At 70.9% G+C, this 14,943-nt stretch carries 14 protein-coding genes and 1 tRNA gene; 8 read left to right on the forward strand and 7 right to left on the reverse strand.

Annotation, left to right across the window (positions count from 1 at the left end; all coding sequences use genetic code 11):
• Positions 1–4: 4 nt before the first annotated feature.
• Both BJ991_RS09980 and BJ991_RS09985 read right to left on the reverse strand, forming a co-directional pair.
• Positions 5–2,578, reverse strand: a complete 2,574-nt coding sequence (locus BJ991_RS09980) for an ATP-dependent DNA ligase (RefSeq protein ID WP_179489633.1) — start codon at positions 2,576–2,578, stop codon at positions 5–7.
• Positions 2,575–5,406, reverse strand: coding sequence for a cation-translocating P-type ATPase (locus BJ991_RS09985; RefSeq protein WP_179489635.1), 2,832 nt, complete (start codon positions 5,404–5,406; stop codon positions 2,575–2,577). Before BJ991_RS09985 ends, BJ991_RS09980 begins: the two co-directional genes overlap by 4 nt.
• Before the next feature lie 112 nt (positions 5,407–5,518).
• Between BJ991_RS09985 and ku the strand changes: the two genes are divergently transcribed.
• Complete coding sequence (gene ku / locus BJ991_RS09990) at positions 5,519–6,460, forward strand: non-homologous end joining protein Ku (RefSeq protein ID WP_179489636.1); 942 nt, start codon at positions 5,519–5,521, stop codon at positions 6,458–6,460.
• A gap of 31 nt (positions 6,461–6,491) precedes the next feature.
• On the opposite strand, the gene BJ991_RS09995 is transcribed toward ku, so the two are convergent.
• The 3 genes from BJ991_RS09995 to BJ991_RS10005 form a co-directional block, all read right to left on the reverse strand.
• Positions 6,492–7,268: a DedA family protein gene (locus BJ991_RS09995; RefSeq protein WP_179489638.1), complete on the reverse strand. Its 777-nt coding sequence runs from the start codon at positions 7,266–7,268 to the stop codon at positions 6,492–6,494.
• Between the two features lie 58 nt (positions 7,269–7,326).
• A tRNA-Leu gene (locus BJ991_RS10000) sits at positions 7,327–7,408 on the reverse strand.
• Positions 7,409–7,481: 73 nt separating this feature from the next.
• Positions 7,482–7,694: a PLDc N-terminal domain-containing protein gene (locus tag BJ991_RS10005; RefSeq protein WP_179489640.1), complete on the reverse strand. Its 213-nt coding sequence runs from the start codon at positions 7,692–7,694 to the stop codon at positions 7,482–7,484.
• Positions 7,695–7,841: 147 nt separating this feature from the next.
• On the opposite strand from BJ991_RS10005, the gene BJ991_RS10010 reads away from it, so the two are divergent.
• The 7 genes from BJ991_RS10010 to BJ991_RS10040 are packed head-to-tail and all read left to right on the forward strand — an operon-like array spanning position 7,842 to position 12,338.
• Positions 7,842–9,011 (forward strand): ATPase, T2SS/T4P/T4SS family, encoded by a 1,170-nt coding sequence (locus BJ991_RS10010; RefSeq protein ID WP_179489642.1) that lies wholly within the window; start codon positions 7,842–7,844, stop codon positions 9,009–9,011.
• Positions 9,008–9,862 carry a type II secretion system F family protein gene (locus BJ991_RS10015; RefSeq protein ID WP_179489644.1) on the forward strand — a complete coding sequence of 285 codons (855 nt, stop codon included), beginning with the start codon at positions 9,008–9,010 and terminating at the stop codon, positions 9,860–9,862. Before BJ991_RS10010 ends, BJ991_RS10015 begins: the two co-directional genes overlap by 4 nt.
• Positions 9,859–10,782 (forward strand): type II secretion system F family protein, encoded by a 924-nt coding sequence (locus BJ991_RS10020; protein WP_179489646.1) that lies wholly within the window; start codon positions 9,859–9,861, stop codon positions 10,780–10,782. The genes BJ991_RS10015 and BJ991_RS10020 overlap by 4 nt, the downstream gene beginning before the upstream one ends.
• A gap of 18 nt (positions 10,783–10,800) precedes the next feature.
• Positions 10,801–10,992 carry a hypothetical protein gene (locus BJ991_RS10025; protein WP_179489648.1) on the forward strand — a complete coding sequence of 64 codons (192 nt, stop codon included), beginning with the start codon at positions 10,801–10,803 and terminating at the stop codon, positions 10,990–10,992.
• A 56-nt stretch (positions 10,993–11,048) separates the two neighbouring features.
• Positions 11,049–11,444: a TadE/TadG family type IV pilus assembly protein gene (locus tag BJ991_RS10030; protein ID WP_179492688.1), complete on the forward strand. Its 396-nt coding sequence runs from the start codon at positions 11,049–11,051 to the stop codon at positions 11,442–11,444.
• Positions 11,419–11,892, forward strand: a complete 474-nt coding sequence (locus BJ991_RS10035; RefSeq protein WP_179489650.1) for a TadE family protein — start codon at positions 11,419–11,421, stop codon at positions 11,890–11,892. Before BJ991_RS10030 ends, BJ991_RS10035 begins: the two co-directional genes overlap by 26 nt.
• Before the next feature lie 5 nt (positions 11,893–11,897).
• A complete protein-coding gene (locus BJ991_RS10040) occupies positions 11,898–12,338 on the forward strand; it encodes a pilus assembly protein TadG-related protein (RefSeq protein ID WP_179492690.1) in 441 nt (146 codons plus the stop codon).
• On the opposite strand, the gene BJ991_RS10045 is transcribed toward BJ991_RS10040, so the two are convergent.
• Positions 12,271–13,404, reverse strand: a complete 1,134-nt coding sequence (locus BJ991_RS10045) for a saccharopine dehydrogenase NADP-binding domain-containing protein (protein ID WP_179489652.1) — start codon at positions 13,402–13,404, stop codon at positions 12,271–12,273. The genes BJ991_RS10040 and BJ991_RS10045 overlap by 68 nt on opposite strands.
• 11 nt (positions 13,405–13,415) lie before the next feature.
• Positions 13,416–14,876 carry an MFS transporter gene (locus tag BJ991_RS10050; RefSeq protein ID WP_179489654.1) on the reverse strand — a complete coding sequence of 487 codons (1,461 nt, stop codon included), beginning with the start codon at positions 14,874–14,876 and terminating at the stop codon, positions 13,416–13,418.
• Positions 14,877–14,943 lie beyond the last annotated feature (67 nt).

Genomic DNA, 14,943 nt, shown 5'->3' on the forward strand with positions numbered 1-14,943 from the left:
GGCGCTACTGCAGCGGAAGGTCCTCGCGCACGACCTCGTCCGGAGCCTTGTCGGGGCGCAGCCCGCGCCAGCGGGGGTGGCGGAGGATCCCGCCCGGTGTGAACTCGCCGTACTCGACCTCGCCGACAAGCTCGGGCCTCACCCACAGCGCATCGCGCGCGTCGAGGCGCGGCACGCCGACCAGCGGGTTCTCGTCGGTCCGCAGCGGCGTGAGCTTGTTCATGAGCATCCGCAGCGTCGAGTCGCTGAACCCCGAGCCGACACGTCCGGCGTACTGCAGTCCGTCAGGACCGGGGATGCCGAGCAGCAGCGCCCCGAACGTCGAGCTGCGCCCGCCCTGGCCGGGCCGGATGCCGGCGATCACGACCTCCTGCGTGCGGGTGAGCTTGACCTTGAGCCACGACTCCGACCGCACGCCGCGCAGGTAGCGCGATGACGGATCCTTGACGACGATGCCCTCGAGCCGCAGCATCCTGCTCGTGTCGAGGGCGACGTCGACGTCGTCGAACACGGGAGGCACTGCGACCGCGGGGATCACGCGGGACGCGATGCGCTCGAGCTCGTCGCGCCGCTCGCGCAGCGGCAGCCCCGCGAGGTCGTGGCCGTCGATCGCGAGCACATCGAACAGGTAGTAGCGCACCGGCGTGCGGCGCGCTTCGCGCGAGATGTCTCCCGCGCGCTCGAGGTTCATGCGCGTCTGCAGCAGGGGGAAGCTCGGGCGCCCGTCGGGCTCGAGCGCGACGAGTTCGCCGTCGACGACGCACGGCTGATCCCCGAAGCCCGCGTCGACCCCGGTGAGCTCGGGATAGCGGTGCGTGATGTCGTTGCCGCTGCGGGCGAACAGGCGCAAGCGGTGCCCGTCCCAGACGCCGACGGCGCGGATGCCGTCCCACTTCGCCTCCGCCCACGCGGCCTCGCCCCATCGAGCCGCCGCGCGCTGTGCGACGGCGGGCGTCGCCGCGGTCGCCCGCATCACGCGGTGGGCATCCGTGCCCTCGGGTGCGCGTGGCAGCTTCGTGAGGTCGCGGCCCGAGGTCTCGGCCGTCGGCGGGTTCGACTCCTTCGGCCGCTCCTCGACCGCCGGCCGCCTCCGCGCAGCGCGCCCGGACCGCGGTCGCGGCTCGTCGGCCTGATCGCTCGCGACAACGGGTTCGCCGTCCGGTTGGGGCCGGCCGTCGGCATCCGTCTTCATGCGATGAAGGAGCCAGCTCGACTTCTCGCCCTCGCCCTCGGTGCGGATGAGCGCGAGGCGCACGCGCCCGAGCGGACCGCCGGGCCGGCCCTCGAGCGTCGCGATGATCTCGTCGTCGCGCCACTTCTCGAGGTCGTAGCGCCCGTCGTCCCAGATCGTGACGCTGCCGCCGCCGTACTCGCCCACGGGGATCGTGCCCTCGAAGGTCGCGTACTCCATCGGGTGGTCCTCGGTCTGGATCGCGAGGTTGTTCCGCTTGTACGAGTGCGGCACGCCGCGCGGCACGGCCCAGCTCACGAGCACGCCGTCGTGCTCGAGCCGGAAGTCCCAGTGCAGGGCGGTCGCGTGATGCTCCTGGATGACGAAGACCGGCCTCTCGCTGCCGGGGGTCGCGGGGGCCGCGCCGAGGGGGTTCGCCGGCACGGGCTCGGGTGTGCGGTCGGCGCTGCGCTTGGCGATGTAGGCGGAGAGGGGTCCTGACTCCGCCTCGCGGCCTCCCGCGTGGAACCCGAGCGGCGCCATGGGATCGCCGATCTCGTCGATGCGCTCGAGCACCTCGGTGAATTCGAGGTGGCGCAGCTCCGGGTCGTCGAGCTCCTCCCACGTGCGGGGGACCGCGACGGTCGGGTGCGGCCGCCCGCGCATCGAGTACGGCGCGATCGTCGTCTTCGAGCCGTTGTTCTGGCTCCAGTCGATGAGCACCCTGCCGCGGCGCTCGGTCTTCTTCATGCTGCTCACGACGAGGTCGGGGTGGTCGGCCTCGATCGCGCGGGCGAGCTCGTTGGCGAGGGCGGATGCCTGCTCAGTGGTCTGCCGTGGCGGAAGGGCCGCATACAGGTGGATGCCCTTGCTTCCGCTCGTGACCGGGTACGGCTCCAGGCCCATGCCCTCGAGGATGGCCCGCGCCCACCCGGCGACGACGGCGCACTCCGGCAGCCCCGTGCCGGGGCCGGGGTCGAGGTCGAGGACGAGACGGTCGGCGAAGCCGCGCCCGCCGTCCGGCGTGAAGCGCCACTGCGGCACGTGCAGCTCCAGGCTGGCCACCTGCGCGAGGTAGACGAGGGTGGGGACGTCGCCGACGAGGGGATACTCCTTGGGTCCGCCGGAGTGCTCGATCGGCATCCGTCTCACCCAGGACGGCGCACCGCGCTCGAGGTCCTTCGCGAAGAAGACCATGCCGGGGTCGTCGGCCGTGCCGACGCCGTCGGGCCACCGCTTGCGCGTCACGGGGCGCCCGACGATGTGCGGGATCATGACCTCGCCGATGCGCGTGTAGTAGTCGATGACCTCGCCCTTGGTCGTGCCCGTTTGGGGGTAGAGCACCTTGTCGAGGTTCGTGAGCCGCACGCGGCGACCGCCGATCGTGACGAGCTGCGGAGCGCTCACCGTGCGGCGATCCCGTCCGGGTCGAGGCGGGAGGCGCGCGCCCGAACGATCGCCTTGCGCACCTCTTCCACCCAGATCACGAGGGAGGCGAGCCCGATGCTCACCGCCCAGTGGATCGGCTCGAGCGCGGTCGTGCCGAACGCGACCTGCAGGAACGGGACGTAGACGACGGCGATCTGAAGTACGACCGCGAGGGCGAACGATCCCCACAGCACCCGGTTGCGCAAGAGGCCTCTCACGACGCTCGCGCGGGCGGAACGCGCGTTGAACGCCGTGAGCAGCGCGGCGAGCACCAAGGTGGTGAAGCCCGCGGTGCGCGCCGTCTCGAACGTGTCGACACCGCCGGGCACGATGCCGCCCGGCAGGAAGATGTCCATCGTCAGCAGTGTCGCGATCGACATCGTGAGACCCGTCGTCGCGATGATCGCCCACATCGCGCCGTCGATCGCACGGTCGCCCGCGCCGCGCGGCGGCCTGGCCATGACGTCGTCGACCTCGGGATCGACGCCCATCGCGAGGGCGGGAGCGGAATCGGTGACGAGGTTCGTCCACAGGATCTGGGTCGCCAGCAGCGGCAGCACGACGGCTTCGGGGCTGGCCTGCGTGAACCCGAGCACGCCCGCGAAGACGACGCCGAAGAACACGGTGAGCACCTCGCCCGCGTTCGAGCTGAGCAGATAGCGCAGGAACTTGCGGATGTTGTCGAAGATGACGCGCCCCTCGCGCACGGCGGCGACGATCGTGGCGAAGTTGTCGTCCGTGAGCACCATGCGCGCCGCCTCCTTCGTCACCTCCGTCCCCGCGATGCCCATGGCGATGCCGATGTCGGCGGACTTGAGCGCGGGCGCGTCGTTGACGCCGTCACCGGTCATCGCGACGATCTGCCCGCGCTCCTGCAGCGCGTCGACGATGCGCAGCTTGTGCTCCGGGGCGACGCGGGCGAACACGGGCGTCGCGGCGACGATGTCGCGCAGCCGCGCGTCGTCGGCGCTCTCCAGCTCGGCGCCGCTCACGACGGGGTCGGCCTCGCTCGCGAGCCCGAGGTCGCGGGCGATCCGTGCGGCGGTGGCCGGGTGATCGCCGGTGATCATGATGACCCGGATGCCGGCGCGATGCGCCTCCTCGATCGCCCTCGCCGCCTCGGGGCGGGGCGGGTCGATGATGCCGACCGTGCCGACGTACACGAGGTCCTGCTCGTGCGACTCGTCGAACGCGGCACCCTCGGTCGCCTCGACCTCCTCCGGCGCGATCCGGTACGCGACGCCGAGCGTGCGGTAGGCCTGAGCCGAGAGCGTCTCGACCGCCTCCAGCGCCCGCCGCCGTCCGTCGTCGTCGAGCGGCACGATCTCATCGCCGATCCGCTGATCGGTGCAGCGCGCGAGCAGCACGTCCGGCGCGCCCTTGCTGAAGACGAAGACGGGTCCGCCCGCCTCGCGGTGGGCGGTCGACATCATCTTGCGCTCCGAGCTGAAGGGCACCTCGCCGATGCGACCGAATCGCCGCGGTGACGGGCGCTCGCTGTCGAGCCGGTGCGCCGCGAGCAGGAACGCGGTCTCGGTGGGGTCGCCTTCGACCTGGATCTCCCCGCCCTCGTCGACGAGCCGCGCGTCGTTCGCGAGGGCCCCCACGCGAAGGGTTACCTCCGCCTCACGCAGGGCGGCACCCGTGGCGCCGCCTTCCGCGTCGAGGTCGCGGAAGGCGGTCGACGAGACATCCGTCTCGCCCGACGCGGTGACGACCCGCTCGATCCGCATCCGGTTCGTCGTGAGGGTGCCGGTCTTGTCGGTGCAGATCACGGATGCCGAGCCCAGCGACTCGACGCTCGAGAGGCTCTTGACGATCGCGTTGCGCTTCGCCATGCGCTGCACGCCGAGGGCGAGCACGATCGACAGCAGGGCGGGCAGACCCTCGGGAACGGCCGCGACCGCGAGCGAGACGCCGAGCAGCAGCACCGTGACGAGGTCGGCGGGCGACGTGATGCCCTGCACGAGCGTGATCGTGATCATCACGACGATCGCGATCGAGATCACGATGATGCTCAGCGTGCGGCCCAGTCGCGAGACTTCGCGCTGGAGCGGCGTCGCCTCGGCCTTCGTCTCGGCGAGGAGGTCCGCGATGGCACCGGTCTCGGTGCTCATGCCGGTGGCTGTGATGATCGCACGGGCGTTCCCACGGGTGACAGCGGTGCCGGCGAACACCATGTTCGCGCGGTCGCCGAGCGGCAGGAGCGCGGGCAGGATCGCGGCATCCTTCTCGACGGGGGCGCTCTCGCCGGTGAGCGAGGACTCCATCGTGTGAAGCGAGTGGCTCGTGAGCACGCGCGCGTCCGCGCCGACGCGATCGCCCTCCGCGAGAAGGAGGATGTCGCCCGGGACGAGGTCGGCGCTCGACGCGGACCGGATGCGCCCGTCTCGCAGCACAGTCGACTGGGCACGGGTGAGCGAGGCGAGCGCGGCGACCGCACGGTCGGCTCGCGCCTCCTGAGCGAGCCCGATGATCGAGTTCAGCACGATGATCGCGCCGATCACGATCGCGTCGATCGGGACGGGGTCCTCGCCCTCGAGGAGCCACGCGGCCACCGACACCCCGGCGGCCACAAGCAGCAGGATGATCAGCGGATCGGCGAACTGCGCGAGCGCGCGCTTCCACAGCGGCTTGCGCGTCGCGGCGCGCAGCTCGTTCGGACCGTACTCCGCCAGGCGCCGCTCGGCCTCCGCTTCGCTCAGTCCGGACTCGGGGTCGGTGCCGAGCTGGCCGGCGACGTCCCGTGCATCGCGCGTCGACGGATGCCCGGTCGCCAGCGGGGTCGAGCTTTCCGGTATCGCCATGTTCTCATCCTCCCGGGCGGCCGTCGGCGCGGGCAAGGAGGCGGAGGCAAGCGCCGTGATTCACGAATGCAAGCCCTAGCCGTGAAGCCTGTGACCGGTGTGTACTGGTGGGATGAGGGCGATCTGGAAGGGCGCGCTGACCTTCGGCCTGGTGAACGTGCCGGTGAAGGTCTATTCGGCGACCGAAGACCATGACGTGCCGCTGCATCAGGTGCACGCCAAGGACGGCGGGCGCATCCGGTATCAGCGCATCTGCGAGATCGACGGCGAGGTCGTGCCGTATCAGGACATCGACAAGGCCTATGACGACGGCGAGCGGACGGTGATCCTCACGAAGGAGGACCTCGCGTCGCTGCCCGCCGAGCGCAGCCGCGAGATCGACGTCGTCGAGTTCGTGCCGACGGAGCAGGTCGATCTGCTGACGCTCGACCGCGCGTACTACCTCGAGCCTGACTCCGCATCGCCGAAGGCGTACGTCCTGCTGCGAAAGACGCTCGAGCAGACCGACCGCACCGCGATCGTGCGGTTCTCGCTTCGTCAGAAGACGCGGCTCGCGGCGCTGCGCGTGCGAGGAGACGTACTCGTGCTGCAGACGCTCCTGTGGTCGGACGAGGTGCGCGAGGCGTCGTTCCCTTCGCTCGACGAACCGGTGCGCATCTCGGCGAAGGAGCTGGAGCTCTCGTCGGCGCTCGTCGAGAGCTTCGCGAGCGACTTCGAGCCATCGGAGTTCGAGGACGAGTACCAGGCCGAGCTGCGCACGCTCATCCAGGCGAAGCTCGAGAAGGGCGACGCGGTCGACACGACCGAGACGTTCGGCGAGCAGGAGGAAGAGACCGGCGGCGAGGTCATCGACCTCATGGCGGCGCTGCGGGCGAGCATCGAGAAGTCGCGCGAGGCGCGCGGCGAGTCGAAGGGCGGATCGACCTCGGATGCCGCGTCCAAGGGCCCCTCGAAGAAGTCGGCGACGTCGAGCACGCCGGCCGCGAAGAAGGCTCCCGCGAAGAAGTCCGAGTCGAAGTCGGAGGCCAAGAAGAAGACCGCGAAGGCGTCTTGATGACGGGTGCCGCGGACGCGGCATCCGGTTCTCAGGCCTTGTGGTCGTCGTCGGGGTGCTCGGGCCCGCGCTCGAACACCTCCGGGTCGAGCACGAGCTCGCGCGCCTCTTCATGGTCGGTGACGACGTCTTCGCCCGCGGCAGCGGCCTTCTTGGCCTTGCTGCGCTCGCGGAAGTAGTGCCACAGCGTGATGAGCGCGGTGCCGCCGACCGCGAGCAGGAGGATGAGGTCGATGTACTCCTCCACGAACCACGCGACCGGCGGGATGAAGCCGATGAGGTAGCCGAACATCGTGAGGCCGAAGCCCCAGACGACGGCGCCGATGAAGTTGTAGAGGGTGTACTTCCACTTGTTCATGTGGCCGACGCCGGCGGCGACGGGGGCGAAGGTGCGGACGATCGGCACGAAGCGGGCGAGGATGATCGTGAGCCCGCCGAAGCGCTCGAAGAACGCGTTCGTGCGTTCGACGTTTTTGACGCTGAAGAGGCCTGATTCCTTCTTCTCGAACACCGCGGGGCCGCCCTTGTGCCCGATGTAGTACCCGACTTCACCGCCGATGAAGGCGGCGAGGCCGATGAGGAGCGCGACCCACCACACGCTGATGCCGAAGACGCCGTTGGCGGCGTAGTCCTGCGGGTGCGACAGGAGGCCCGAGATGACGAGCAGCGTGTCACCCGGCAGCAGGAAGCCGACGAGCAGGCCGGTCTCGGCGAACACGATGAAGCACACGACGACGAGTGCCCATGGGCCCGCCCAATCGATGATCGCAGCGGGGTCGAGCCAAGGAATGAGGGCTGCCTGGTGCAAGAGGGGGTTCCCGTCGGTCGGATCGGTCGGCGGCGGATGCGGCGATGAGCGCACCTCGTGCGGAAGGTGGGACTTGAACCCACACGCCCGGAGGCACAGGAACCTAAATCCTGCGTGTCTGCCAGTTTCACCACTCCCGCGAGTGGCTTCAGTCTACTGAGGCGCCTGCGAACCGGCTGGGGGGTCAGCCCCCGGATGGTGCCGGGTGCGGCCTCAGCGCCGGATGCCGAACATGAAGTACGTGGTGGGCCCGATCCAGTTCACGAGGATCACCGGGATCCACGCCGGCTTGGGACCGCGGATCTCGTCGCCGTCGCGGTGTGAGAGGTCCCAGAAAGCCAGGAAGGCGAACAGGAGCTGCGCGACCGCGCCGACACCCACTGCCGCCTTCGCGCCGGGGCTGAGCTGCTTCTTCGTCTTGGTCATCGTCCGTCCTTTGTCGGTGCTCTCATCCTGCCCTCTGCAGGCGGCGGATGCACGGGGATCCAGCCGTGGCGCGCTGCTCCGGCGTGGGCCCAGAACGCCTGTGGATAACTTCGCGGTGCGGTGGACGCGGCTTGCGAGGATGCTTCGGTGACTCCCGCCGCGCCGCCCGCCGTCGTCGAACGCGTTCGCGACCGGCTGCGGACGGAGGGGGTCGACACGGCCCGGGACGCGGGGGCTGCGCTGAGGATCGCCCGCGACGAGGTGCGCCGGCACAACGACTTCGCGCTCGCGCGCGGGCTCGCGCCGATCGACGATGAGGCGGCGTGCGTGCGTGATGTGCTCGCGCGGGTCACCGGGTATGGGCCGCTGCAGGCGTATCTCGACGATCCGACGGTCGAGGAGGTCTGGATCAACGCCCCCGACCGCATCTTCATCGCCCGCGGCGGCGTGGCGGAGCGGGTGCCGTTGGCGTTGACGGATGCCGCGACCCGCGACCTCGTCGAGCGCATGCTCCATGCGACGGGGCGCCGGGTCGACCTCAGTCAGCCGTTCGTCGACGCATCGCTGCCCGACGGCTCGCGACTTCACGTCGTGATCCCCGACATCACGCGGCGGCACTGGTCCATCAACATCCGCAAGTTCCTCCCGGCGTTCGGCGACCTGGGAAGCCTCGTTGCGGCGGGGTCGGTCGCGCCCGAAGCCGCACGACTCCTCCGCGGCGCGATGGCGGACGGGCGCAGCGTTCTCGTGTCAGGCGCCACGCACGCAGGCAAGACGACATTGCTCAGCGCGATGATCGCTGCGTGCCCGCCGCACCACCGCATCGTCACGGTCGAGGAGACGTTCGAGCTCTCCGTCGACGCACCCGATCTCGTCGCGATGCAGGGACGCCAGCCCTCGCTCGAGGGGACAGGCGAGGTCACCCTCCGCCGTCTGGTGAAAGAGGCGCTGCGGATGCGCCCCGACCGGCTCGTCGTCGGCGAGGTGCGCGACGCCGAAGCCCTCGACCTGCTCCTCGCGCTCAACACGGGCGTGCCGGGCGCTGCGACGATCCATGCGAACTCCGCGCGCGAAGCGCTGACGAAACTGAGCGCACTGCCGCTGCTCGCCGGGCGCAACATCGATTCCGGGTTCGTCCTCCCGGCCGTCGCGAGCTCCGTCGACCTCGTCGCCCACTGCGAACGCGATGCCGCCGGCCGCCGACGCGTCGTCGAGATCGTCGAGCCCGTCGGCGTGGCAGATGGTGCGATCGAGTGCCGCACCGTGTACGCGTTCGATGACGCCGCGGCCGCAGCGCGCGAGGAGTCGGCCGCGTGACGCTCGTCTGGGGAGCGGTGCTCGGCATCGGCCTGCTGCTGGCGCTGTCGCCGTGGCTGTGGCCGGCACGTGAGAAGCAGGCGGATGCGCCGCCCAGCCGACTCTCGCGCTTGCTCGAGTCCGCCGGCCTGTCTCGCGTCGCTCCGGGCACCGTCCTCGTCGCGTGCGTCGCGGGCGGAGCGCTCGCCGCGGCGGTCGCCTGGCTGGCGACCCAGGTGTGGGCGCTCACGCTCGTCGCCGCCGTCGGCGGCGCGGCGGTGCCGTTGGCGTGGTTGCGCGCTCGTCGCCTGCGTCTCCTGCGGACGCGCCGCGGACTCTGGCCCGACGTGTGCGATCTGCTCATCGCGTCCGTGCGAGCGGGCATGTCGCTGCCCGGCGCCGTCGCGAGCCTCGCCGATTCGGCTCCGACGTCGCTGCGGGCGCCGTTCGAGCAGTTCGCGCGGGATCTCGCGGCATCCGGTCATTTCGACTCGAGCGCACAGCGCCTGAAGGCCGCGCTCGGTGACCCCGTGGCCGATCGCATCGTCGAGACGCTCCGCATGGCGCGACAGGTCGGAGGCACCGAGCTCTCGACCGTGCTGCGCGCGCTCGCGGCGTCCGTGCGCGCCGACGCGCTGCTGCGTGCCGAGGTCGAGGCTCGGCAGTCGTGGGTGCGTGGTGCGGCAGTGCTCGGCGTCGCGGCGCCGTGGGTCATCCTCGCGCTCCTCGCGACGCGGCCCGAGGGCGCCCGCGCGTACGGCAGCCCCGAGGGCGTCGCGCTCATCCTCGGTGGGGCGATCGTGTCGTTCGGCGCGTATCGCCTCATGATCCGCGTCGGGCGGCTCCCCGAGCCGAGGCGGTGGTTCGGATGAGCATCCTCGCGACTGATCTCGCGCTCGCCGTCGTGCTCGGCGGAGCGTTCGGAGTGGGCGTGTGCCTGCTGCTCGCGCTCGTTCCGCGGTGGGGTGCGCCGTCGCTCACACGTCGCGTCGCCCCGTACCTGCGAGACATCACGGATCCCCGTGGGCTCGTTCTCGCACCTCAGCCGTTCGGCCTCCGTGCGCTTGTGCGTGAGGAACGCGACCGCTGGGCGGCTCGGCTCGGCGGGTCGGCCTCGATCGATCGACGGCTGCGCCAGGCGGCGTGGGCAACGGATGCCGCGGGCTTCCGCGGCCGCCAACTCGTGTGGGCCGTCGCCGGTGTCGCGATCGGCGGAGTGCTCGTCGTCGCGCTCGTGCTGCTCGGGCGGGCAGCTCCGGCGGTCGCGCTGCTTCCGCCGCTTTCCGGCGCGATCGCAGCGATCGGCTGCGACCAGCTGCTTTCGCTCGCGGCTCGGAGACGAATCGAGCGAGTCCAGGACGAGCTGCCTACGCTGTTGGAGTTCCTCGCGCTGTGCCTTTCGGCCGGGGAGGGCATCTTCGACTCGATCCGGCGCGTCGCCGACACCGGGGCGGGGGAGTTGAGCGCCGAACTGCGCGCCGTCGTCGTCGCGGTCGGCACCGGATCATCGCTCACCGACGCGCTGAACCGGCTGTCGCGCGACCTCGGGCTCCCCGCGCTCACACGATCCGTCGATCAGCTCATCGCGGCGATCGAACGCGGCGCGCCGCTCTCGGATGTGCTCCACGCGCAGGCGCTCGACGCGCGCGAAGACGCCAAGCGCACGCTCATCGAACAGGCGGGCCGCAAGGAGATCTACATGCTCGTGCCGCTCGTCTTCTTGATTCTCCCGCTGAGCGTCTTGTTCGCGGTGTTTCCGGGGATCTTCATGCTCCGCCTCGGAATCGGCTAGGTCGGAAGGAGACCACTCATGATCCGAAGCCTCATCTCCCGCGCGGCGGCTCGCCTGCACATCGTCGTCGACGACGAGCGCGGCGACGTGCCCGGCTGGGTCCTCATCACGCTCATGACGGCAGGGCTCGTCGTCGCGATCTGGATGCTCGCGGGGCCCGCACTGGCCGGGTTGTTCGAGCAGGCGATCGAGCGCGTCTCCGGATTCTGAGCATGGGCGGCGTGCGTGGCATCGGCCGGCGGTCGCTCAGGCGGATCACCGCCCGAATGCGTCGCCCGGGCGTCGAGCTCGGCGACCGAGGCGCGAGCCCCGTCGAGTTCGTGCTCGTCGGGTCGCTGCTGACGCTCGTCACGCTCGCTGTGCTGCAGTTCGGGCTCGCGGTGTACGTGCGCAACGTCGTGCATGATGCTGCCGTCGACGGCGCCTTCCATGCGGCGCTCGCCGACGCGTCGCTGCATGACGGAGTCGACCGCACGCGCGAGATCGTCACGCGGACGGTCGGCGCGGAGTTCGCCGACGATGTCGCGGTCCGCGAGACCGACCGGTTCGGCTATCCCGCCGTGGAACTCACGGTGCGCACGACGCTGCCGCTCGTCGGCCTGCTGGGCATGCCACGGATGCTGGAGGTGAGCGCGCATGCGCCCGTCGAGTCCTTCGACTGACGTCTCTGAAGACCCTCCCGAGCGCGGATCCGCTCCGCTCGAGTTCATCCTCGTGGGACTGCTCATGCTCGTGCCGATCGTGTACCTCATCGTCGCGCTCGGGCTGATCCAGTCGCAGGCGCTCGGCGCCAAGGCCGGCGCGCGACACCTCGCGCGCACTGTCGCCACGGCCGGCGGCGTCGCCGACGCCGACCGCCGAGCCGAGCGCGTTCTCGAATCCGTCACAACCGAGTACGGGCTCGACCCCTCCACCGTGGCCGTCGACGTCGAGTGCAGTCCTGCGGGCGGGGCGTGTCCGCGTGCGGGTGCGATGCTCCACGTGACGATCAGCACCCGCGTGTCGCTCCCGCTCGTGCCGCCCGTCCTCGGCCTCGAACGGATCGCGAGCATCCCGATCGAAGCGTCCGCGGTTCAGAAGGTCTCGCGGACGTGGGGCGACGGCACGTGAGGCTCATCCGACGTCTCGTCGCACGCGTCCGAGCGGCGACCCCGGACGATGAGGACGGGAGCGTCCTCCCGCTCGCGATCGGGTACGGCGTGCTCGCGCTCGTGCTCATCCTGCTGTGCGCCGACGCGACCAGTCTGTATCTCGCGCAGAAGCGGCTCGACTCCCTCGCGGATGCCGCCGCCCTCGCCGGCTCGGACGGGTTCGTGCTCGAGGTCGTCGGCGGCGCGCCGATCGCGACGCTCACATCGGACGGCGTGCGCTCGCAGGCGGAGGCCGTCGTCGCTGACGTGGGATCGACAGCCGTGCTCATCGCCGCGGGAACCCCCGACGGCACGTCCGCACGTGTGACGGTGGCGGACACGTGGCATCCGCCGATTCTCACGCTGTTCGTGCCCGACGGCGTGCCGCTGGAGTCGACCGCGACGAGTCGCACGGCACTGCGTTGACCCCGCGAGATCGGTCGCCGTCGAAGACGAGACCATCGCTCTCGAGCTCGACGAGCTCGGCGAGCAGCGCGGGCAGCTGATCGAGGTGCCAGACCCCGGCGGGCGTGCTGTCGACAGCGACACGCCGTGCTGCGACCGCCGCGACGAGCCCGGTCGCCCGGCTCTGGCTCCGGCCGCGGACCCACCAGGTCGCGCGCCGGCCGCGGTCTTCGGCCTCAGCGAGCACGACGAAGTCCTCGCCGCCGATCGGCAGTCGTCCGCTCGCGCCTCTCAGCGCGGCGCGCCCGGCACGACTGCCGAGCACGCGCCGGCCCACACGCGAGCGGCCGAAACGGAACAGCAACCACGTCAAGGCCCGCGAATCCAGGGAGAGTCGCGTGGTGACACTCGGCACACCGAGCGTCCGGGTGAGCGAGACCTGGTCGGCGAACGGCATGAAGTGGGCCGTGCGTCGCCCGCTGCCCGGTACATCGACGCGTCTGGCGTCGCGGTGCTCCGCACCGGGCTCGAGGATCCCGTCGATCGTCCACCGCACCGCTTCGGCGCCGTGCTCTTCGCGCGATCCGGCCATCACCGTGAGCTCGACCCGTTCGACATGCCCGCCGAGGGCCGAGACGGCCAGCCGCGCGAGGGCGTTGGTGAGACCGGGCGCGACGCCGATGCTCAGGACGACGCTCGCCCCGTGCTCCAGCGCGAGAGGTGCGAGAGCCTCCACGGTCGCGAACTGCTCGACCGAGGCCGTCACGTCCACGACAGACACGCCCTCCTCGAGGCACGCCGCGTGGAATGAACCGTCTGGGACATCCACACACAGCACGACCACGCTCGGCCGAACGCGGCGAAGCACGTCCCGGACGCTCTCGGCGTCGGTGACGTCTACGCGCACAGCCGGGTGCGGACCCTGCGGCGACGGATGCCGGGAGCCGATCAGCACGCGGAGTCGGGGATCGGCCGCGAGGCGCTCGGCCGCGATCGACCCGACGCGACCGGATCCGCCCACCACGAGGATCGGGCGCGTCACGTCGTCTCCCGGCGCATCCGGGAAGAGGCGTTCTGAGGTGTTCATCGGTGCTCCCATCAGTGCAGCGGCCCTTCGGGCAGCGCGCTCGAGTCGATGCGACCCGGCGCGATGAAGACGAGGGACACGATGGCGGCCGCGAGCGCCGCGATCGCGAGCGCGGCGAAGCCGCGAGCGTACGCCCCGGGGTCGAGCAGCGATGCCGATGCGGCTCCGATGACGGATGCCACGGCGGCCACACCGAACGCGCCGCCGATCTCGTGCCCGGTGTTGACGATGCCCGACGCGAGACCAGCTTCGTGCACGTCGACCCGCGCGAGCGCGCTCGCGGTCGCGGTCAGGAACGCCGGGCCGAGGCCGAACGACACGAGCACGAGGCCCGCGATGAGCGGATACCAGAGCGCGGATGACCCGTCGAGCTGCGTGAGCACGAGCCCGCCGGCCGCAGTGATCGCGAATGCCCCCGCCGCGACGAGGCGCACCGAGAAGCGGGCGAGCGCGCGTGAAGCGAGGTGCGCCGAGATCACCGTCGCCACAGCCGACGGCAGGAACACCAGACCGGTCTGGAAGGGATCGAGCCCCACGACCTGCTGCAGGTACATCGAAGCGAGGAAGAACAGCGAGAGCATCGCGGCGCTCGCGAGCAGCATGAGGGCGAGTCCCGTCATGACCGGACGCCGCCGCAGCACGCCGAGCGGCACGAGGGGGGCGGGGTGGCACCGTTCCTGCAGGACGAAGAGCACCAGCGCGAGGACCGCGACGCCGAGCGCCAGGGTGATCGGCCACCAGGATGCTAGGCCGCCCGCGGCGTCGCCCAGGCCCCCGAGCCCGCCCAGCGCAACGACGAGCGCGGCCGCGAACACCGTGGCGAGCAGGCCGCCCACGAGGTCGATCCGCCCTCCGATCCCGCTCGACGCGGGGAGCATCCGCAACAGCAGCGGGATGAGCGCAACGCCGATCGGCACGTTGACGAGGAAGATCCATCGCCAACCCGGACCGGAGGTGAGCAGCCCGCTCGCCAGAAGGCCGACTGCGAAGCCGGATGCGCCGATACCTGCCCACACACCGAGGGCGCGCGTACGGGCGGCTCCCGTGAACAGCGTTGAGACCGACGCGAGCGCGGCCGGCGAGAGGAGCGCGGCGCCGACGCCCTGAACCGCGCGGCCCGCGATGAGCTGAACGCCATCGAGGGCGAGTCCGCAGAGGGCCGAGCTGACCGTGAACAGGACGAGGCCGGTCACGAGCAGTCGTCGTCGGCCCAGAACATCTGCGAGCCTGCCGCCGAGCAGCATCAGGCCGCCGAATGTGACGGCGTACGCCGTGATGACCCATGTCAGGTCGCTCGTGCCGAGCCTCAGGTCGGACGCGATCGAGGGCAATGCGATGTTCGCGGCGGTGACGTCGAGCACGAGCATGAACTGCGCGATGCACAGCAGTGCGAGGACCACCCAGTCGCGGGTCGTCGGGGCCGCCGGGGGAGCGTCGGGTGACATGTGGCCGGCGGGTCGGTGAGTGCTCACGAAGAGACCTCCTCGGAGTGGGACTTGTTATGAACAGAAGTTCACGATACGCTCATGAACGTCAGTT

The sequence above is a fragment of the Microbacterium immunditiarum genome (assembly GCF_013409785.1).
Taxonomy (GTDB): Bacteria; Actinomycetota; Actinomycetes; order Actinomycetales; family Microbacteriaceae; genus Microbacterium; species Microbacterium immunditiarum.